Raw genomic sequence first — 18,444 nt, forward strand, 5'->3', positions numbered from 1 at the left:
CCACCGGTGTCCCCGCCACCTCCTGTCTCTCCGCCGCCACCGGTGTCCCCGCCACCGCCCGTCTTGCCGCCGCCACCGGTGTCTCCGCCACCGCCCGTCTTGCCGCCGCCACCGGTGTCCCCGCCACCTCCTGTCTCTCCGCCGCCACCGGTATCCCCGCCACCGCCCGTCTCTCCGCCGCCACCGGTATCCCCGCCACCGCCCGTCTCGCCTCCGCCGCCGCCCCCCGTCTCGCCACCACCACCGCTGCCCCCGCCGCCGCCGCCTGTCTCGCCACCACCACCGCTGCCCCCGCCGCCGCCTCCCGTTCCCACTCCACATCCCCTCGCCATTGGTGAGACGCTGCATGGCTTCACGCGCATCTCAACCGACGTAGTCACGTCCCTGCACATGGTCTGGGATGCCGAGCGCATCGTCACCGGCCCCGACCACCTGACGCAGATCGCCCTGACCTCAGGCGAGATGGTCTGGATGGGGCCGGTGACACGCATCGCCTTCGCCAATGGCGCCATCGAGTTCTCCGGCTCGTCGGATGCGGCCGAGATCGTGCGCCTGTACCAGACCATCCTGGGCCGGGCGCCTGACCCGGAAGGGCTGTTCAACTGGGTGGAGCACATGCAACACGGCATGAGCTTGGCGCACGCCGCCGAGGGCTTCTTCGGCAGCCAGGAATTCATCAGCCGCTTCGGCGGGCTGACCAACGAGCAGCTGGTCGTGAACCTTTACCGGGAGGCGCTGGGCCGCCAGCCTGACCCGCCGGGCCTGGCCTTCCAGGTCGCTGCGCTGAATGGCGGCATGAGCCGCGCGCAGCTCATCGCCAATTTCGTGGACAGCCCCGAGGCCGCCGGGAAGTTCGAGGGCAGTCACCCCGGCGGCGTCTGGGTCCGCGACAGCGAGGCCACCTTTGTCGGCATGGCCTATGACGCGGTGTTTGACCGGGCGCCGGATGCCACGGGCCTGCCCTTCTGGAGCCAGAAATTGGCCAGTGGAGAGATGTCGATCCGCCAGATGGTGGAGGCCATCGCCACCAGCAACGAGTTCCAGGCCCGCCACGCGCATGAGGATAACGCGGCTTACGTCGCCTCCATCTACCGCAGCGCGCTGGAGCGGGAGCCGGACCCAACCGGCCTGGCCTTCTGGGTGGACCATCTCGCCAGCCACCGCATGGACCGGGTGGACGTGGTGATGCTGATCGGCATCTCAGACGAGCAGAAGGCGCAGTTCTCTCACCATCCGCATGGCGATGCCTTCCTGGGGTGAGGCTCGGCCACGAAACCTCACGCCGGAAAGACTTGCGACCCGTTCGCAAGTCCGGCAGCCTGGGCACTCCCTTTTCCAGCAGGGAGCATCTGCTGCCATGGCAACACACGGCCTTCCTACCTGGCCCTGGACCGATGTGGAGATCGAAAGCCTGCCGCCGCCCGAGGCGCTGCTGCTGGAAGCCATGCGGCGCTGGGCCTGGGCAATGCAGTGCGGCCTGGCCCCGGCCCAGGCCTGCCAGCCTCCCCTGGTCACCGAGGATGCCGGGGATGCCGCCTGGCCGCTGGATGCGCTGCTGCGGGCCAAGGGGGAGCCCTTCCTCATCGGCTCTCCGCTGGAGCCGCGCCTGCAAGGCGAGGAACCTGCCCTGTTGCTGGCCCTCTCGCTCTCCCAACGCGGGCCGCGGCGGGAGGCATTGGCGGCTTTCCTGCGCCTGCTGCCCCAGCCCCGCGCCTATGCCGCCATGAGCCATGCCCTGGTGGTCGGGCAGATGTTCCGCCGTGCAGGGCTGCTGCTGTCACAGCCGCTGCGCTGAACCGGCGGGCATGAAAAAGGGGGCCGAAGCCCCCTTCCGTCAGACCCTCTGCACCAACTGGGCCGGTCCAGGCTGCCAGCTCACCTCGCCGGCGGTGCCGCAGCCATCGCAGACCGGCACCCATTGCGCATGCAGCTTGCCGCAATGGCCGCAACGCCAGCGCGGCTCGGAAGGCGCGGCGGTGGCGGCGCGCAGCCAGCGGGCCTCGGCGGCGCGGGCCACGGCGCTTTCGCCATGCTCCACCTGCTCCAGCTCCACCAGCAGCAGATAGGCGCGGGCATCGGCCGTGCCGTCCTGCACCAGCGCCTCCAGCTCCTGCCGCGCGCGGCCGGTCAGGCCGGCGGCCAGGGCGGTGCGGGCCAGCAGCAGCCGGCTTTCCGGATGGTTGCGGTTGGCCTGCACCAGGGTCTCGGCCATCTTCACCCGCTCCAGCGGATCGGCCTCGTCCTTCAGGTAGGCCTCGGCGAGATCAGGGTGCGGCGCGGCGGCCCAGCCCTGTTCCAGCACGCCACGCGCCTTGCGCTGGCTGCCGGCGCTCGCCAACCGCTTCGCATAGGCGATCACGGCGGGGGAGAAGGCATGGTCGGCCTCGAAGGCCTGCCGCTCCAGCTCGGCGGCCTGGGCGATGTCGCTTTCCTGCCGCGCGGCGGCCAGGGCCAACTGAGCCTTCGGCGCCTTGGGCGCGGCCAGCGCCAGGGCCTCGCGCCAGTCCTGCGTGCGCAGCGCCAGGGCGGCACGCTCCTCGCGCACCCAGGCGGCGCCGGGCTGGGCGGCCTCGGCCTCCCGCGCCAGCTGCTGCGCGGCGGGCCAGTCCTGCCGCTGGATCGCCTGCCGCAGCAGCCCGCGCAGGCCAAGGAACTTGGCATCGTCGCGGGCGGCCAGGGTGCGGAAGGCCTCGGCGGCGCCTTCCTCGCTACCGCTGAGGCGCTCGGCCTCGGCGGAAAGCAGCAGCACCTGCGGCTTGTCGCCCAGCAACTGGCGGGCGCGGCGCACCTCCAGCCGGGCGGTATCGGCGGTGCCGGCGGCGAGCGCCACCAGGGCGCGGGTCAGCGCGGCATCGCCCTTCTCGCGGTCGCGGGCCTCACGCTTGGCGCGCATGCGGGCCGGCAGGCGGCGCAAGGCGCGCCAGCCGGTCAGCAGCCCGTGCAGCACCAGGAACAGGATGCCCAGGGCCAGCAGCAGGATGGGCAGATCGACATAGATCTCGGCATCGTTGACGCGCACCTGCACGGTGCCGCCCATCCGCATCAGCACCCATGCGACGCCAACCGTGACGACGCAGAGGAACAGCAGCCAAAGCGCGCGCGCCATCAGCCCTGACCCTTCGGCGAGACCATCTCATTCAGCGCGGCGCGGGCAGCCAGCAGGCCTTGCGCCTGCCGCAGCCAGCCGGCCATCGGCGCCCGGGTCTTCTCCGGCAGCGCCTCCACCTTCTGCACGGCACCGGCGATGTCGCCGGCATCCAGCGCCTGGCGGGCGCCTTCCAGCTCTCCGCTCACCGCGTCGCCCCAGACGGTCTGGTCGCCGCGGCGGACGGTGACGAGGTTGGACAGCCGGGTGGCGGCCGCCTCCAGCACGCCCTGGCCCTCGGTCGCGGGCTGGGAGGCCGCGCGGGCGGCGCGGGCCGCCTCGTCGAAGGACAGGCGCAGGGAAGCGGCGGTCGGCGGCGCGGCATTGGCATAGGCGGCCAGAGCCGGCGGCGGCGTGCCGGGCAGCCCGGCCAGCGCGGCGCCCAGCGGCTGCCCGGCCTCCAGCGCCGAGGTCAGCGCGGTGGAAGCCACCAGCCGGTTCAGCCGCTGCTCGGCGGCGGTGATGCGGGCCTCGCGCTGCTCCAGGGCCGTGAAGCGGGCATTCATCTGCTGCTCGCGCTCGGCGGCGGCACGCTTGGCCGCTTCGTCGGCGGCGGAAAGCTGCTGCGTCACCTTGCCTTCCAGCGTGGTGAGGCGCTGCTGCTGTGCTGCCTCCAGCGCGGCAAGGCGCTGCTGCTGCGCCTCATCCAGCGCGGCCAGCTTCGGCGCCAGCGCCGCCTCGGCGGCGGCGACGCGTTGCGCCAGCTGCGCCTCGGCCCCGGTGATGCGCTGGGAGAAAGCGTTCTGCGCCTCGCCGATCCGCTGTTCCACCTGGGCCTGCTGCGCCGCCACGGCGGATTTCTGCTGCTCCAGCGCCTCCCGCAGCGCGGCCAGCGCCTGGTTGGCAGCGGCCTCACGCTCGCGCAGCGTTGTCTCCAGCGCGCCAAGACGCTGGTTGGCCTGCTGCAGCGCCGGGCCCTGGCCGGCGGCCTGGGCCTCGGCCTGCCGCAGGCGGTTGTCCAGCGCGTCGATCCGGGCGGGGTCGATGGCGGGCTGGTCCGGCCGGCCAGCCAGCACCAGCCAGGCCAGCAGCAGCACCACCACGCCGGTACCGGCGGCGATCGGCAGCATCAGCGAATCGCGGCGCCGCGCCGGCTCGGGCGGCGGGGCGGGTGGCGGCGTTGCGGGCCGGCTGGGTGGCAGCGGCGGTTCCGGCGGCGCGGCGGCGGCCACGGGCTCCGGCTCGGCCACCGGGCCGGTTACCGGCTCGGCCACAGGCTCCGGCGCCGGGCCGGGCTTGGCGGCTTCCGGCGGCAGCGGCGCCCCGGCGGCGGGCGGCGGTGGCGCGTTGCGCCCCTTGTCCCGCCGTGAGTCGCCGCCCTTCGATGGGGAACGGGCGGGGCTGTCCTTCGGCGTATCGATCATCTTTCTCCTGCCCCTCGCTGTCAGGCCCTCGCGGCCGAGTGGGGCGCCGGGCCCAGCAGGGCCAACAGCGCCGATGGTTCGGGCGTGGGGGTAGCACGGATCTCCTGCCAGGACAGTCCCGCCAGTGCCGTCGCAATCCGCGCTGAGAGCGCCAACGCGGCCACCTGATCCACAGTTTCGGCCACTCCCGCCTGCCGCAGCAACGCCATGATTACGCTAGCGGAACGCGGCGAAAAGAACAGTGCCGCCCGTATCTCCCCCGCCCGCAGTGCCGCCAGCGCCGGGCCGGGCAACGAATCGGCGGGGTGGGCGGCGTAGACGACGCGGCGGCGCACGCTGAAGCCATGGCCGCGCAGGGCCTTGGCCAGCGCGGCGCTGTAGCCCCGCCCCACCGCCAGTAGCAGCGGCCCGGCACGCGGGTCCAGCGTGGCGGCGGCCTGGGCCGCCAGGGAAGCAGCATCGCCCTCGGCCGCGGTGACATGGCGGAAGCCAGCGGCAGCGGCCTCAGCGGCGGTGCCGCTGCCCACCGCCAGCACCGGCATGTCGCGCGGCACGCCCGGCAGGGCGCGGGCGGCGGCACGGCTGGGCAGCAGCAGCGCCTGGGCCGGGGCGGCGAGGCCGGCCGGCGGCGGCAGCGGCGCCAGCACCAGCGCGGGCGCCAGCACGGGGCGCCAGCCCAGCGCCGCCACGGCGGCGGCGGTTTCGGCCGCGCCGGGCTCCGGGCGGGTGATCAGCACGGCATCGCGGAAGGCGCCGGGCGGCGCCACCCTCTCAGCCAAAGAAGATATCGGCGGGGCTGTCGGCGCGCAGGCTGTCGCCGAGTTCCAGCCCGATCCGCTCGGCATCCGCCACGGCGCCATGCAGGCTGCGCTTCAGCAGGAAGGTGCCGTCGGGCCGCGCCACCAGCCCGGTCAGGTGCAGCTGGCCATCCGGCAGCAGCCGGGCATGGCCGCCGATCGGAGTGCGGCAGGAGCCATCCAGCGCCGCCAGCAGCGCCCGCTCGGCGCGGGACACGGCGCGGGCCTCGCGGTCCTCGATGCCGGAGAGCAATTCCAGCAATTCCAAGTCGGCGGCGCGCACGGTGACGCCGACGATGCCCTGGCCGGCGGCCGGCACCATCGATTCGGCATCAATGATGACGGAGGCGCGGTCCGCCATCTCCAGCCGCTTCAGCCCGGCCAGCGCCAGCAGGGTGGCATCGGCCTCCCCGGCGGCGAGCTTGGCGAGGCGGGAGCCGACATTGCCGCGGATCATGCCCACCTTCAGGTCCGGCCGCGCATGCAGCAGCTGCGCCTGGCGCCGCAGGCTGGCGGTGCCGATGCGCGCCCCGGCCGGCAGGGCGCCGAAGGGGTCTGCCGGGTCCGGCGTGCCGCAGGACGGGCCGAGGATCAGCGAATCGCGCGCGTCTTCCCGCCGCAGGGTGCAGGCCAGCACGATGCCGGGGGGCAGCTCGGTCTCCAGGTCCTTCAGGCTGTGGACGGCGAAGTCGATCCGCCCATCCAGCAGCGCCTCATGGATCTCCTTGGCAAAGAGGCCCTTGCCGCCAATATCCGCCAGCCGCTTGTCCTGGATGCGATCGCCGGAGGTGGCGATGACATGTTCCTCGAAGGCGTTGACATTGCGCAGCACGGGGCAGAAGCGCGTCACGAGGTCGAGGAAGGTGCGGGTCTGCCATAGCGCCAGCGGCGACCCGCGCGTACCCACGCGCAGCGGCAGCGCGCGCCGCGTATGCGGCCTCACGGCTGTGTCGGACCCGGTGCGAAGGTCGGCGGGGGCGGCGCAGACCTGCGGATAAACGAAATCGCCCGCCGCGGCAGACGGCGATGCGGGGTGGGCAAGGGACATGGCGCGCGTCATAGAACCGCCACACCCAATGGGGAAGGCAGAATAAGGATGCAGGGCGTGCTGATCAGGGGTCCGGTTCTGGGTTTGGAGGCGAGTTGCGACGAAACCGCCGCCGCCGTGCTGGCGCCGGATGGCACCGTGCTGGCCGAGGCGGTGCGCAGCCAGCTGGCGGAACACACGCCTTTCGGCGGCGTGGTGCCGGAAATCGCGGCCCGCGCTCATCTGGCCCACCTGCCCGCGCTGACGGCCGATGTGCTCGCCCGCGCCGGGGTGAAGGCCGCGGATCTCGGCGGCATCGCCGCGACTTCCGGTCCCGGGCTGATCGGCGGGTTGATCGTCTGCGCCACCTTCGGCAAGGGCATGGCCCTCGCGCATGACCTGCCCTTCGTGGCCGTGAACCATCTGGAAGGGCATGCGCTGACGGCGCGGCTGCCGGGCTTGGTGGAAGGCGGCGCGAAGTTCCCCTACCTGCTGCTGCTGCTCTCCGGCGGGCATTGCCAGTGCGTGGCGGTGGAAGGGCTGGGGCAGTACCGCCGCCTCGGCTCCACGCTGGATGACGCGGTGGGCGAGGCCTTCGACAAATCCGCCAAGCTGATGGGCCTGCCCTGGCCCGGCGGCCCGGCGCTGGAAAAGCTGGCGCAAACCGGCGACCCGAAGCGCTTCCCCCTGCCCCGCCCGATGCTGGGGCGGCCGGGCTGCGATTTCTCTTTCAGCGGGCTCAAGACCGCCGTGGCCCAGACCATCCCGAAATTGCAGACCGAGCAGGACCGCGCTGACCTCGCGGCCGCCTTCCAACGCGTGGTGGCCGCCGTGCTGGCGGACCGGGCGAAGAACGCGCTCGGCATGATGGACGGCGCCACCGCCATGGTGGTGGCCGGCGGCGTCGCGGCCAACCAGGCGGTGCGCACCGCCCTGGCCGGGGTGGCGGAGAAGCACGGGCTGCCGCTGGTGGCGCCGCCCATCCGCCTGTGCACCGACAATGCCGTGATGATCGCCTGGGCCGGCATCGAGCGCCTGCGCGCCGGGCTGACCGACCCGCTGGACCATGCCCCCAGGCCACGCTGGCCGCTCGCGGAGCTTGCTGCATGAACTACCGCCACGCCTTCCACGCCGGCAATTTCGCCGATTGCGTCAAGCACGCTCTGCTGCTGCGCCTGCTGCGGCGGCTGGAGGTGAAGGAAACCCCCTTCCGCGTGCTGGATACCCATGCCGGCATCGGCACCTACGACCTGACCGGCAGCGAGGCCGAGCGTACCGGCGAATGGCAGCGCGGCGTCGGCCGGCTGATGGACATCACCGAGGGGCCGCTGGCCGAATGGCTGTCCCTGCTGAAGCTGGCCGGCTTCCCGCCCATCTATCCCGGCAGCCCGACCCTGGCCCGCATGGTGCTGCGGCCCAACGACCGGCTGGTGCTCTGTGAATTGCATGAGCAGGACCACGCCACGCTGCGCACCCTGTTCCGCGGCGACCCGCAGGTGGCGGTGCACAAGCGCGACGGCTGGGAGGCGCTGACCGCCCTCACCCCCTTCCAGGAAAAGCGCGGCCTCATCCTGATCGACCCGCCCTTCGAGCAGGAAGGCGAGTTCGAGCGCATGGCCGAGGGCATGGCCGCCGTGGCGCACCGCTTCCGCGCCGGGGTGCAGGCCGCCTGGTACCCCATCAAGCACCGCACCCCGGTGCGGGCCTTCCATACCGCCCTGGCCGAGAGCGGCATCCGCGACATCATCACCTGCGAGCTGTGGCTGCGGGAACCCACCGACCCGCAGCGGCTGAACGGCTGCGGCGTGGCGGTGGTCAACCCACCCTGGAAGTTCGAGGAAGAGGCCGGCGCCATCCTGGAGGCGCTGCTGGAGCGCCTGGGCGAAGGCGAGCCCGGCCAGGGCTTCGCCGTCACCCGGCTGGCGGAGGAATGAGCCCCTTCCACGGCATCGGCCGCGTTGCCGTGATCGGCGCCGGGGCCTGGGGCACGGCGCTGGCGCTGCAGGCCCTGCGGGCGGGCGCGGCCACGGCGCTCTGGGCGCGTGACCCGGACCGTGCCCTGGCCATGCGGGCGGCGCGGGAGAATGCCGCGCACCTGCCCGGCCAGCTCCTGCCCGCCGAACTGCGCATCACCGCCGATGCCGAGGAAGCGCTGGAGGGTGCTGACCTCGCGCTGCTGGTGGTGCCCTGCCAGCACCTGGCCGGGATGCTGCCCCGGCTGCCGGCCCTGCCGCCCAGCTTGGTGGCGGCCAAGGGCGTCGAGCACGGCACGCTGCGCCTGCCGCTGGAAATTCTGGCCGATGCCCGGCCGGGCCTGCCGGCGGGCGTGCTGTCCGGTCCCAATTTCGCGCGGGAGGTGGCGCAGGGCCTGCCCGCCGCCGCCGTGGTGGCGAGCCTGGATGAGGCGCTGCGGCAGGGTGCGGCGGCCAGCCTCTCCAGCGGCGGCTTCCGGCTTTACGACCATGACGACCCGGTGGGTGCCGAGGTCGGCGGCGCGGCCAAGAACGTGATCGCCATCGCTGCCGGGGCGGTGATCGGCGCCGGGCTGGGCGAGAATGCCCGCGCTGCCCTGGTGACGCGCGGGCTGGCCGAGATCGCCCGGCTGGCCGTGGCGCTGGGCGGGCGGGCGGAGACGGTGGCGGGCCTCTCCGGCCTGGGCGACCTGCTGCTGACCTGCACCGGCGGCAGCAGCCGCAATTTCTCGCTGGGACTGGCGCTGGGCCAGGGACGTCACCTGGCCGCCATCCTGGCCGAGCGCAACAGCGTCACGGAAGGCGTCGCCACCGCCCCCGCCCTGCTGGCCCGCGCCGCTGCCGTGGGGGTGGAGATGCCCATCACCGCCGCCGTGGCCGATGTGCTGGAAGGCCGGATGGACGTGGTCGGGGCGGTGGAGCAGTTGATGAACCGCCCGCTGCGCCAGGAAGTCTGACGGCGCTATTCCGCCCGCAGCGCCGCCCCGGCGGCCAACGGCGCCAGCGGCAGGGCCGCCGCCGTCAGCGCCGCCAGCAGCAGCACGAAGGGGTGCCAGGCGACGCCGGAGGCCGCGGCCTCGATGCCCGCCGCGCCGAAGATCATGGCCGGGATGGCCAGCGGCAGCACCAGCAGCGGCAGCAGCACGCCGCCGCGCCGGGCGCCCAGCGTCAGCGCCGCCCCCGCCGTGCCCAGCAGGGAGAGAAACAGCGTTGCCAGCCCCAGCACCAGCGCCGCCACGCCCCAGGCGGCGGTGGGCAGGTTCAGCATGGCGGCGGCCACGGGGCTGGCCAGCAGCAGCGGCCCGCCGGTGGTCAGCCAATGCGCCAGCGCCTTCACCGCCGCCAGTTGCGCGGGCGCGAGGCCGGAGAGCAGGAGCTGGTCCAGCGAGCCGTCCTCGGCCTCCAGCGCGAAGAGGCGGTCCAGCGGCAGGAGCGCCGCCAGCAGCGCGGACGCCAGCAGCGCGCCGGGGGCGAGGCGCGCCAGGGTTTCCGGCGCCGGGCCGACGCCGAAGGGAAACAGCGCCGTCACCAGCAGGAAGAACAGCATCGCCGCCAACGTGTCGCCGGGGTGGCGGGCGGCCAGCAACCATTCGCGGCGCAGCAGCGCGATCATGCGGGCGTCAGCGCCAGGGTGCCGCTGCCGGGCAGCGGCAGCGGCACATGCGTGGCCGCCACCACGGCGCCGCCCGCCGCGCGATGCGCCGCCAGCATCTCTCCGAACAATCCGATGGAGGCGGTATCCAGCCCGACGCTGGGTTCATCCAGCAGCCAGAGCGGCACGCGGGCCAGCGCCAGCCGCGCCAGCGCCGCCCGCCGCTTCTGCCCGGCGGAGAGCATGCGCGCCGGCAGGTGTTCCAGCCCTTCCAGCCCCACCGCCGCCAGGGCCGCCGCGACATCCCCGCCCCAGAGCCGGGCCCAGAAGGCCAGGTTCTCCTCCAGCGTCAGGCCAGGCTTCAGCGCATCGGCATGGGCCAGGTAGCGCAGGCGGGCGGCATGGCCAGGGCCATCGGCCAGGGCATCGCTGCCATGCCACAGCAGGGAACCTTCCGCCGGCGGCACCAGCCCGGCCAGCAGGCGCAGCAGCGTGGATTTTCCGGCGCCGTTCGGGCCTGTCAGCAACAGGGCTTCTCCCGGCGCGCAGCGGAAGGAAACTCCGGCGAAGACCACACGCTCCCCCCGCACCGCCGCCAGTTCCACCGCTTCCAGCATCGTCCCTCAACAGTTCCAGACCGCGCCCCGCCGCCGATGGACCGGGGCGGATAGGCGTGTAATAAGCGGCAGCGTTCGCAGCAATATGACGTGGGAAGCTCCAACCATGCGCTTGATCGGGCAGGACAGCCTCAAGACACGCCGCACCCTGGCGGTTGATGGCAAGACCTACCATTATTTCAGCCTGCCCGAAGCGGCCAAGAGCATCGGCGATATCACCCGCCTGCCCTACAGCCTCAAGGTGCTGCTGGAGAACGTCCTCCGCTTCGAGGACGGCCGTTCCTACTTCACCAAGGACGCGCAGGCCATCGCCGACTGGGTGAAGGAAGGCCGCAGCGACAAGGAAGTTCCCTTCCGCCCGGCGCGCATCCTGATGCAGGACTTCACCGGCGTCCCCGCCGTGGTGGACTTGGCCGCCATGCGCGACGGCATCCTGACACTGGGCGGCGACCCGCGCCGCGTGAACCCGCTGGTGCCCGTTGACCTCGTCATCGACCACTCTGTCATGGTCGATGTCTCCGGCACCGCCTCCTCGCTGCAGAAGAACGTCGACATCGAGTTCGAGCGCAACGGCGAGCGCTATGAGTTCCTGCGCTGGGGCCAGGAAGCCTTCAACAACTTCCGCGTCGTGCCCCCCGGCACCGGCATCTGCCACCAGGTGAACCTGGAATACCTGGCGCAGGGCGTCTGGACCTCCACCGACGCCGGCGAGACCTTCGCGTACCCCGACAGCTGCTACGGCACCGACAGCCACACCACCATGGTGAACGGCCTGGGCGTGCTGGGCTGGGGCGTCGGCGGCATCGAGGCCGAGGCCGCCATGCTCGGCCAGCCGATCGCCATGCTGATCCCCGATGTCATCGGCTTCAAGATCACCGGCAAGCTGCGCGAGGGCGTGACCGCCACCGACATGGTGCTGACGGTGACGCAGATGCTGCGCAAGAAGGGCGTGGTCGGCAAGTTCGTCGAGTTCTACGGCGCCGGCCTGGCCGAGATGCCGCTGGCCGACCGTGCCACCATCGGCAACATGGCCCCGGAATACGGCGCCACCTGCGGCATCTTCCCGGTGGACGAGATCACGCTGGGCTACCTGCGCCTCTCCGGCCGCGACGAGCACCGCATCAACCTGGTGCGCGAATACTACAAGGCCCAGGGCATGTTCCGCGACGAGAACACGCCCGACCCGGTCTTCACCGACATGCTGGAGCTGGACCTCTCGACGGTGGTGCCGTCCATGGCCGGCCCGAAGCGCCCGCAGGACCGCGTGGCGCTGGACAATGCCGGCCCGGCCTTCGCCAAGGAGCTGGCTTCCGGCAACCTCGGCGTGCCCGGCGACAAGGCCGACCTGCGCGTGCCGGTGGCCGGCGCCAACTACGACCTCGGCCATGGCGACGTGGTGATCGCCGCCATCACCTCCTGCACCAACACGTCCAACCCCTACGTGATGGTCGCCGCCGGCCTCGTGGCCAAGAAGGCCAATGAGAAGGGCCTGACCGCCAAGCCCTGGGTGAAGACCTCGCTGGCCCCTGGTTCCCAGGTGGTGACCGAGTACCTGAACAAGGCCGGCCTGACGCCGCACCTGGACGCGCTGGGCTTCCAGACCGTCGGCTATGGCTGCACCACCTGCATCGGCAATTCCGGCCCGCTGGCCGAGCCGATCGTGGACGCCATCGAGGACAACAAGCTGGTCGCGGTCTCGGTGCTCTCGGGCAACCGCAACTTCGAGGGCCGCGTCCACCAGAACGTGCGCGCCAACTACCTGGCCTCGCCGCCGCTGGTGGTGCTCTACGCCCTGGCCGGCAGCATCAACCTGGACGTCACCAAGGAGCCGATCGGCACCGGCAAGGACGGCCAGCCGGTCTATCTGAAGGACATCTGGCCGACCACGAAGGAGGTCAACGACACCGTCGAGGCCGTCGTGACGCGCGAGATGTTCCAGGAGCGCTATTCCGACGTGTTCAAGGGCCCGCAGCAGTGGCAGGCCATCCGCGTCGATGCCGGCAGCGACACCTACAAGTGGAACGGCGGCTCCACCTACGTGCAGAACCCGCCCTATTTCGAGGGCATCGAGCCGGAGCCGAAGCCGATCGCGGCCGTCACGGGCGCGCGCGTGCTGGCGGTGCTGGGCGACAGCATCACCACCGACCACATCTCGCCCGCCGGCAACATCAAGAAGTCCTCGCCGGCCGGTGAGTACCTGGTCGAGCACCAGGTGCGGCAGGCGGACTTCAACAGCTACGGCGCCCGCCGCGGCAACCACGAAGTCATGATGCGCGGCACCTTCGCCAATATCCGCATCAAGAACCAGATGGTCCCCGGTATCGAGGGCGGCATCACGAAGTACCAGCCCTCGGGCGAGGTAATGCCGATCTACGACGCCGCCATGAAGTACAAGGAAGAAGGCCGCCCGCTGGTCATCTTCGGCGGCAAGGAATACGGCACCGGCTCGTCCCGCGACTGGGCGGCCAAGGGCACCTTCCTGCTGGGCGTCAAGGCCGTGATCGTCGAGAGCTTCGAGCGCATCCACCGCTCCAACCTCGTCGGCATGGGCGTGCTGCCGCTGGTCTTCAAGCCGGGCGAGAACCGCGAGACGCTGGGCATCACCGGTGAGGAGATCATCGACATCGAGGGTCTGGAGGACCTGAAAGCCCGCATGGTGCTGGGCCTGGTGATCCACCGCCCCGATGGCAGCGTGACGCGCACCGAGGTGCAGTGCCGCGTCGATACGGCCGATGAGGTCGAGTACTACAAGAACGGCGGCATCCTGCACTACGTGCTGCGCTCCATGGCCGGCACCAAGTCCGCCGCCTGAGGCATCCAGGCACCGGCCCCCTCACCGGGGCCGGGCGCCACACGAAAAGGGCGCGGTCCGGTTCTGGACCGCGCCCTTTTTCGTATCCGCCGCGCTTCAGTGCTGCGGCGTTACCGGACCCGGGGCCGCGCCGAAGAGCGTGGCGCCCCAGGGCAAGGCCATCAGGCCGTTGATGACGGTGGTGGCATTGATGGGGGCTGGCTTGGTGTTGTTGCGCATCGGGGACCTCCTCGGTTTTCTGTCCTCGTGCATGACTATGGTCACCAATGGTGAACGGGTCCTGAAGCGTCGCTAACAAGCGGGACACCCCGGAACACGCTTCCGGCATGGGCCGTGCTCCCGCCCGCCGCATCCGCCATGCCGCAGCAGCGCAACCTGTGCCTCAACCCCCGCGTTGCCGGGCTGAAGGCGAGGACGCATTCGCGCGCGCCGCCAAGGCGAGAACGCCTGGATGGGAGTCTCATGCGTGCTGCCCTGCTGCTGAACCCGCGTGCCGGCACCTTGCTCGCCCGGCCGGAACTGCTGGCGGAGATCCCGGCCGCCCTGCGCGCCGCCGGGCTGGAAGTGCTGGAAATCGGCGAGGATGCCGGCCCCGACCTGGAGGCGCGGCTGGAGGCGGCGCTGGCGCTGCGGCCGGAGGTGGTGGTGGTGGGTGGTGGCGATGGCAGCATCCGCACCGCCGCCGCGCGGCTGGCCGGCGGGCCGGTGGCGCTGGCCATCCTGCCGCTGGGCACGCTGAACCTGCTGGCCCGTGACATGGGCGTGCCGCTGGAGCCGGGGGAAGCCGCCGCCGCCCTTGGCCAGGCAACCTTGCGCCAGATCGATATCGGGTTGGTGAATGGCGAGGTTTTTCTTTGCCAATCCGTCATCGGCCTTCCCAACCGCGTGGGCCTGCACCGGGAGCGCGTGCGGGGCCGGGATGGATTGGCGGCGCGCTGGCGGGTGGCGCTGGGCTTTCTTCGCGCGCTCTGGCGCCATCCGCCGATGCGGCTGGGGCTGCGGCCGGATGGGCAGCCGATGCGCCGCGTCTGGACCGGTGCTGTCTCTGTGGTGAACAACGCCTATGACGAGGCGCCGGGCCATTTCTTCCACCGTCCACGGCTGGATGCGGGGGTGCTCACCTGGCTGGTGGCGCGGGATTTCGACCTCTGGTGGGCAGCCAAGCTGATCGCCTCCATGGCCCTCGGCCGCTGGCGCGGGGGGGCCGGGCTGATTGCCGGCGAGGCCGCCAGCCTGGACATCTTCAGCCGCCGCAGCCACCTGCGGGTCATGAACGACGGAGAGGCGATGCTGCTGCGAACTCCCCTGCGCTATTCCATCCGCCCGCGCGCCCTGCGCGTACTGGCCCCGCTGCCGGCCGAGGCGCCGCCCCAACGGGCGGCGGAGGGTGCCGCATGCGGGTGATCGACCATATCTCCGACCTGCATTTCAACCGCATCGACACCGCGGCGGCGGCGGGGCTGCTGGAGGCACTGAATGCCGACCCGGCGGACCTGGTGGCCGTCAGCGGCGACCTGACGATGCGCGCCCGCAGCCGGGAGTTCCGCGCGGCCGCCGAATTCCTGAGCAAGCTGAAGGCGCCCTGGATCGCGGTGCCCGGCAACCACGACATCACGGCCTTCTACCCTTGGGAAAGGTTCTTCGACCCCTTCGGCCGCTGGCACAAATACGTCTCGCCCCAGACCGAGCCGCTGTGGCGGGACGACGAGGTGGCGGTGATCGGGCTGAACACCGTCATCCGCGCCGACTGGAACCTGAAATGGGAAGGCGGCCGGGTGCCGCGCCATGGGCTGAAGAACCTGCTGGAGCGGCTGGACGCGCTGCCGAAGAACCTGTTCCGCATCGTGGTCGCGCACCATCCCTTCCTGGCGCCGGAGGAGCGGCCGGACACCCCGCTGGCCCGCCATGCCGCCCCGGCGCTGGAGCGGCTGGCCAAGGCGGGCGTGCGGTTGATCCTGTCCGGCCATCTGCACCGGGACTATGTGCGGCTGCACCGTGGCGCGGCGGGGGAGCGCACCGGGCTGCTGCGGCGGCAGCAGCAGGATCTGCTGGTGGTGCAGGCGGGCTCGGCCATCTCCACCCGGCTGCGCGGCGACCCCAATGCCTATAACCGCATCGTGGTGGAGAAGAATGCCGCCCGCATCGAGCCGCGCCGCTGGAATGGCGAGGGCTGGGTGCCCGCCCCCGCCCCCGCCTGGCCCAAGCAGCGCCTGACGGATATCGCGGCGGCCGAGGCCGCCGCCGAGCCTCAGGTGCCGTAGCTCGCTTCCGCCAGGTCGATCTCCCGCAGCAGGCGGGAGAAGGTGCCGTCCTCGATCTGCCGGATTCGGCGCAGATGGAACAGGGTTTCGCGCTCGGCCTTGAGGCCGGCAAGGCGCAGCTCCCGCTCGGCACCGGCGATGCGGCGGTGGCGCTCCGCCTCCTCCTCGGACAACTGGGCGCCGTCCAGGCGGTGGCGATAGGGCTCCATGCTCAGGGTCGCGGCCTCAGCGTAAAGCTCGGCATCGGCATGGCCGGCGGCCATCTGATGCTGCATGCGCTGGATGGCCTTCAGGGCCGCCTCCGTGGCGGCGCGGCGGGCCTCGTTCTCCTCCCGCTCCTGCGCGTCCTCGGGCAGCAGTTGCAGTCCGCGCAACACTGGCGGCAGCAGCACGCTGGCCACCACCAGCGAGACCAGGATGACGCCCATGGCCAGGAAGATGGCGAGGTCCCGCGCCGGGAAGGGCGAGCCGTCCTCCATCACCAGCGGCAGGGTCAGCACGCCGGCCAGCGTGACGGCGCCCCGCACCCCGGCCAGGGAGGTGGCCACCAGCACGCGCCAGCCCACCCGGGGGCGCGGCCCTCCCTTCAACAGGGCGCGGTAGAGCGTGAACTGCAGCGAGGTCCAGACCCAGCCCAGCCGCAGCAGCGCCAGCACCACCACGATGGCGAGGACATAGACCGCCAGCATCCAGGCGCTGCCATCCTTCGGCCCGGCGACGCCGGCGAGGATGCGGGGAAGCTGCTCGCCCAGCAGCACGAAGATGATGCCGCTGGCGGCGAACTGCACCATGTCCCAGACCGCGTTGCGGCGGATGCGGGTGGCGGCCTGGGGCTGCCCGAAGATCTCCGCATAGTTCATGATGATGCCGGCGGCGACGGCGGCCAGGATGCCAGAAAAGTTGAAATGCTCGGCGGCCAGATAGGCACCGAAGGGGATCAGCAGGCTGACCAGGGTCTGCAGCGCCGGGTCCTCGCCGACGTGGCGCACCAGCCGCCCCAGCACCCGCATCACCGCCCAGGTGAGGGCCATGCCGATGGCGATGCCGCCCGCCGCCAGTTGCAGGAAGGTCAGCGCGGCGTCGGACATGGAGAAGCTGCCCGTCAGCGCCGCCGCCACCGCGAAGCGCAGGCAGACCAGGCCGGAGGCATCGTTCAGCAGGCTCTCGCCTTCCAAGATACGCATCAGCCGGTGCGGGATCGGCACCCGCGCCGCCACCGCCGAGACGGCGATGGGATCGGTGGGCGAGAGCACCGCCGCCAAGGCGAAGGCCACCGCCAGCGGCATTTCCGGGATCATCCAATGGATGAAGAAGCCGACGCCGAGCACGGTGAAGAGCACCAGCCCCAACGCCAGCTCCGCGATGGTCCAGCCATCCCGGAACAACCCGCGCTTGGGGATGCGCCAGCCGTCCAGGAACAGCAGCGGCGGCAGGAAGACCAGGAAGAAGACCTGCGGATGCAGTTCCACCTGGAAGCCGCCGGCATAGGAGAGCAGCGCGCCAAGGCCGATCTGCAGGATGGGCAGGGGCAATGGAACAGGCGAAAGGCGATCCACGAAGCCGCTGGCGGCCACTGCCAGCAGCAAGGCCAGCACCATTTCGACGACTTCCATGCGCGCGTCCTTTCATGCCCCGGGCCATTGGCCTAACCGTTCAACGCGCGGCGGCGCAACCAGCAGGCCTGTGAGGTCGCCGCCCCGTCCCTTGCCGCCGCCGCCCCCGGGCGCCACCCTGGCCGGCACGATTGCCGGACCTGGAAGCCGCCATGCCTTGCCCCCTGCCGCCTGTCTTCCACCGCCTGGCAAGGGCCTGCGGGGCATGAGCAGCGACCAGGCGCGGGGCAATCTGCGCGGCGCCCTGCTGATGGCGGTGGTGGCCGTGCTGTTCTGCGGCGAGGCGCTCTTCGTGCGCTGGTTCACCGCCCGCGGCGTGCCAGTGACGACGCAGCTGCTGTTCCGCGCCGGCGGGCAGCTTGTCTGGGTGCTGCCGATGCTGCTGTCGGGCGGCGGCGCCCTGCTGCGCAGCGGCCATGTGCCGCTGCATGTGCTGCGCGGCTCCTGCTCCCTGGCCACCTGGGCGCTCTACTACATCTCGCTGACCAAGCTGGATCTGGCGACGGCCACGGTGCTCTCCTTCACCAATGTCATGGTGACGACGCTGCTGGCCGGGCCGCTGCTGCGGGAGAAGGTGGGGGCGGCGCGCTGGGCCGGGGTGCTGGCGGGCTTCGCCGGCGTCTGCCTGATGCTGCGGCCCTGGGAAGGCGCGGGGCTGATGATGGCGGCGCCGCTGGGCGTGGCGGCGGCGCTGGCGGCCTCCCTCACCTGGTGCGGGCTGACGGTCACGACGCGGATGCTGACCCGCACCGAGAGCACCGGCACCATCATGGGCTGGGTCGGGCTGGTCACCTTCATCGGCATCCTGCCGGCGGCGGCCTGGGGCTGGCAACCGATCGGCTGGCTGGATCTGGCGATGCTGGCGGCCTTCGCCGCCTTCACCCCCGCCATCATCCTGCTGATCACTGAAGCATTCCGCTTCGGCGAGGCCTCGGCGGTCGGGCCATTCCAGTATCTGCGGCTGCCGATCGCCGCCCTGTTCGGCTGGGTGCTTTACGCCGAGGCGCCGGATACCTGGGGCTGGGCGGGTTCCATCGTCATCCTGGCGGGCGCCGCCGTGGTGTCCACCGCCGAGGCGCGGGCGCGGAAATAGCGACTTCCCCGAAAGCGATGCCCGCTCCCGCCACCCTCATGGCCGGTCTGGCGTTGAGCGGACGATGGATCTGGCAGGTGCCGCAGCCACTGTCCTGCTGACGCAGGGCTTGAGCGACCCGTCGCCATGACGATGCCTCGGGCTGCCACGG

General features: G+C 71.8%; 18 protein-coding genes. 10 read left to right on the plus strand and 8 right to left on the minus strand.

Annotation, left to right across the window (positions count from 1 at the left end; all coding sequences use genetic code 11):
- The 3 genes from EBE87_RS29385 to EBE87_RS13330 all read left to right on the plus strand — a co-directional run.
- A partial coding sequence (locus EBE87_RS29385) for a hypothetical protein (protein WP_199726499.1) occupies window positions 1-338 on the plus strand: 338 nt, incomplete at its 5' end.
- A 52-nt stretch (window positions 339-390) separates the two neighbouring features.
- Window positions 391-1,260 (plus strand): DUF4214 domain-containing protein, encoded by an 870-nt coding sequence (locus tag EBE87_RS13325; protein ID WP_122140031.1) that lies wholly within the window; start codon window positions 391-393, stop codon window positions 1,258-1,260.
- Window positions 1,261-1,357: 97 nt separating this feature from the next.
- The gene (locus tag EBE87_RS13330) at window positions 1,358-1,795 is read left to right on the plus strand and encodes a hypothetical protein (protein WP_120640106.1); all 438 of its coding nucleotides are present in this window, start codon (window positions 1,358-1,360) and stop codon (window positions 1,793-1,795) included.
- Between the two features lie 39 nt (window positions 1,796-1,834).
- Here EBE87_RS13330 and EBE87_RS13335 read toward each other — a convergent pair whose 3' ends face one another.
- Genes EBE87_RS13335 through hemC form a run of 4 tightly spaced genes read right to left on the minus strand, consistent with a single transcriptional unit; the run spans window position 1,835 to window position 6,354 of the window.
- The gene (locus tag EBE87_RS13335) at window positions 1,835-3,106 is read right to left on the minus strand and encodes a heme biosynthesis HemY N-terminal domain-containing protein (RefSeq protein WP_122140032.1); all 1,272 of its coding nucleotides are present in this window, start codon (window positions 3,104-3,106) and stop codon (window positions 1,835-1,837) included.
- On the minus strand, window positions 3,106-4,509 hold the full coding sequence (locus tag EBE87_RS13340) for a hypothetical protein (protein WP_122140033.1): 1,404 nt from the start codon (window positions 4,507-4,509) through the stop codon (window positions 3,106-3,108). The genes EBE87_RS13335 and EBE87_RS13340 overlap by 1 nt, the downstream gene beginning before the upstream one ends.
- Window positions 4,510-4,529: 20 nt before the next feature.
- Window positions 4,530-5,276 carry a uroporphyrinogen-III synthase gene (locus EBE87_RS13345; protein ID WP_158611649.1) on the minus strand — a complete coding sequence of 249 codons (747 nt, stop codon included), beginning with the start codon at window positions 5,274-5,276 and terminating at the stop codon, window positions 4,530-4,532.
- Window positions 5,277-5,280: 4 nt separating this feature from the next.
- Window positions 5,281-6,354 carry a hydroxymethylbilane synthase gene (gene hemC / locus EBE87_RS13350; RefSeq protein WP_120638466.1) on the minus strand — a complete coding sequence of 358 codons (1,074 nt, stop codon included), beginning with the start codon at window positions 6,352-6,354 and terminating at the stop codon, window positions 5,281-5,283.
- A 57-nt stretch (window positions 6,355-6,411) separates the two neighbouring features.
- On the opposite strand from hemC, the gene tsaD reads away from it, so the two are divergent.
- Genes tsaD through EBE87_RS13365 form a run of 3 tightly spaced genes read left to right on the plus strand, consistent with a single transcriptional unit; the run spans window position 6,412 to window position 9,262 of the window.
- Window positions 6,412-7,443 (plus strand): tRNA (adenosine(37)-N6)-threonylcarbamoyltransferase complex transferase subunit TsaD, encoded by a 1,032-nt coding sequence (tsaD, locus tag EBE87_RS13355; RefSeq protein WP_233553216.1) that lies wholly within the window; start codon window positions 6,412-6,414, stop codon window positions 7,441-7,443.
- A complete protein-coding gene (locus EBE87_RS13360; protein ID WP_120638446.1) occupies window positions 7,440-8,267 on the plus strand; it encodes a 23S rRNA (adenine(2030)-N(6))-methyltransferase RlmJ in 828 nt (275 codons plus the stop codon). The genes tsaD and EBE87_RS13360 overlap by 4 nt, the downstream gene beginning before the upstream one ends.
- Window positions 8,264-9,262: an NAD(P)H-dependent glycerol-3-phosphate dehydrogenase gene (locus EBE87_RS13365; RefSeq protein WP_120638447.1), complete on the plus strand. Its 999-nt coding sequence runs from the start codon at window positions 8,264-8,266 to the stop codon at window positions 9,260-9,262. The genes EBE87_RS13360 and EBE87_RS13365 overlap by 4 nt, the downstream gene beginning before the upstream one ends.
- A gap of 5 nt (window positions 9,263-9,267) precedes the next feature.
- Here EBE87_RS13365 and ccmB read toward each other — a convergent pair whose 3' ends face one another.
- Entirely contained in the window at window positions 9,268-9,918 is a 651-nt protein-coding gene (gene ccmB / locus EBE87_RS13370) for a heme exporter protein CcmB (protein ID WP_120638448.1), read from the minus strand.
- On the minus strand, window positions 9,915-10,511 hold the full coding sequence (gene ccmA, locus EBE87_RS13375; protein ID WP_408887714.1) for a heme ABC exporter ATP-binding protein CcmA: 597 nt from the start codon (window positions 10,509-10,511) through the stop codon (window positions 9,915-9,917). Before ccmA ends, ccmB begins: the two co-directional genes overlap by 4 nt.
- A 109-nt stretch (window positions 10,512-10,620) precedes the next feature.
- Between ccmA and acnA the strand changes: the two genes are divergently transcribed.
- Window positions 10,621-13,326, plus strand: coding sequence for an aconitate hydratase AcnA (gene acnA / locus EBE87_RS13380; RefSeq protein WP_120638450.1), 2,706 nt, complete (start codon window positions 10,621-10,623; stop codon window positions 13,324-13,326).
- A 96-nt stretch (window positions 13,327-13,422) separates the two neighbouring features.
- Here acnA and EBE87_RS30315 read toward each other — a convergent pair whose 3' ends face one another.
- On the minus strand, window positions 13,423-13,545 hold the full coding sequence (locus tag EBE87_RS30315; protein WP_267898254.1) for a hypothetical protein: 123 nt from the start codon (window positions 13,543-13,545) through the stop codon (window positions 13,423-13,425).
- 243 nt (window positions 13,546-13,788) lie between these two features.
- On the opposite strand from EBE87_RS30315, the gene EBE87_RS13385 reads away from it, so the two are divergent.
- Window positions 13,789-14,730, plus strand: a complete 942-nt coding sequence (locus EBE87_RS13385) for a diacylglycerol/lipid kinase family protein (protein WP_120638451.1) — start codon at window positions 13,789-13,791, stop codon at window positions 14,728-14,730.
- A complete protein-coding gene (locus EBE87_RS13390; protein ID WP_120638452.1) occupies window positions 14,721-15,587 on the plus strand; it encodes a metallophosphoesterase family protein in 867 nt (288 codons plus the stop codon). The genes EBE87_RS13385 and EBE87_RS13390 overlap by 10 nt, the downstream gene beginning before the upstream one ends.
- Here the strand turns inward: EBE87_RS13390 and EBE87_RS13395 are convergent.
- Complete coding sequence (locus EBE87_RS13395; protein WP_120638453.1) at window positions 15,575-17,200, minus strand: Na+/H+ antiporter; 1,626 nt, start codon at window positions 17,198-17,200, stop codon at window positions 15,575-15,577. The genes EBE87_RS13390 and EBE87_RS13395 overlap by 13 nt on opposite strands.
- Before the next feature lie 205 nt (window positions 17,201-17,405).
- Here EBE87_RS13395 and EBE87_RS13400 point away from each other — a divergent pair, with 205 nt between their 5' ends.
- Entirely contained in the window at window positions 17,406-18,293 is an 888-nt protein-coding gene (locus tag EBE87_RS13400) for a DMT family transporter (protein WP_233553217.1), read from the plus strand.
- Window positions 18,294-18,444: the final 151 nt, after the last annotated feature.

It is taken from the genome of Teichococcus wenyumeiae, from assembly GCF_003696345.1.
GTDB lineage: Bacteria > Pseudomonadota > Alphaproteobacteria > Acetobacterales > Acetobacteraceae > Pseudoroseomonas > Pseudoroseomonas wenyumeiae.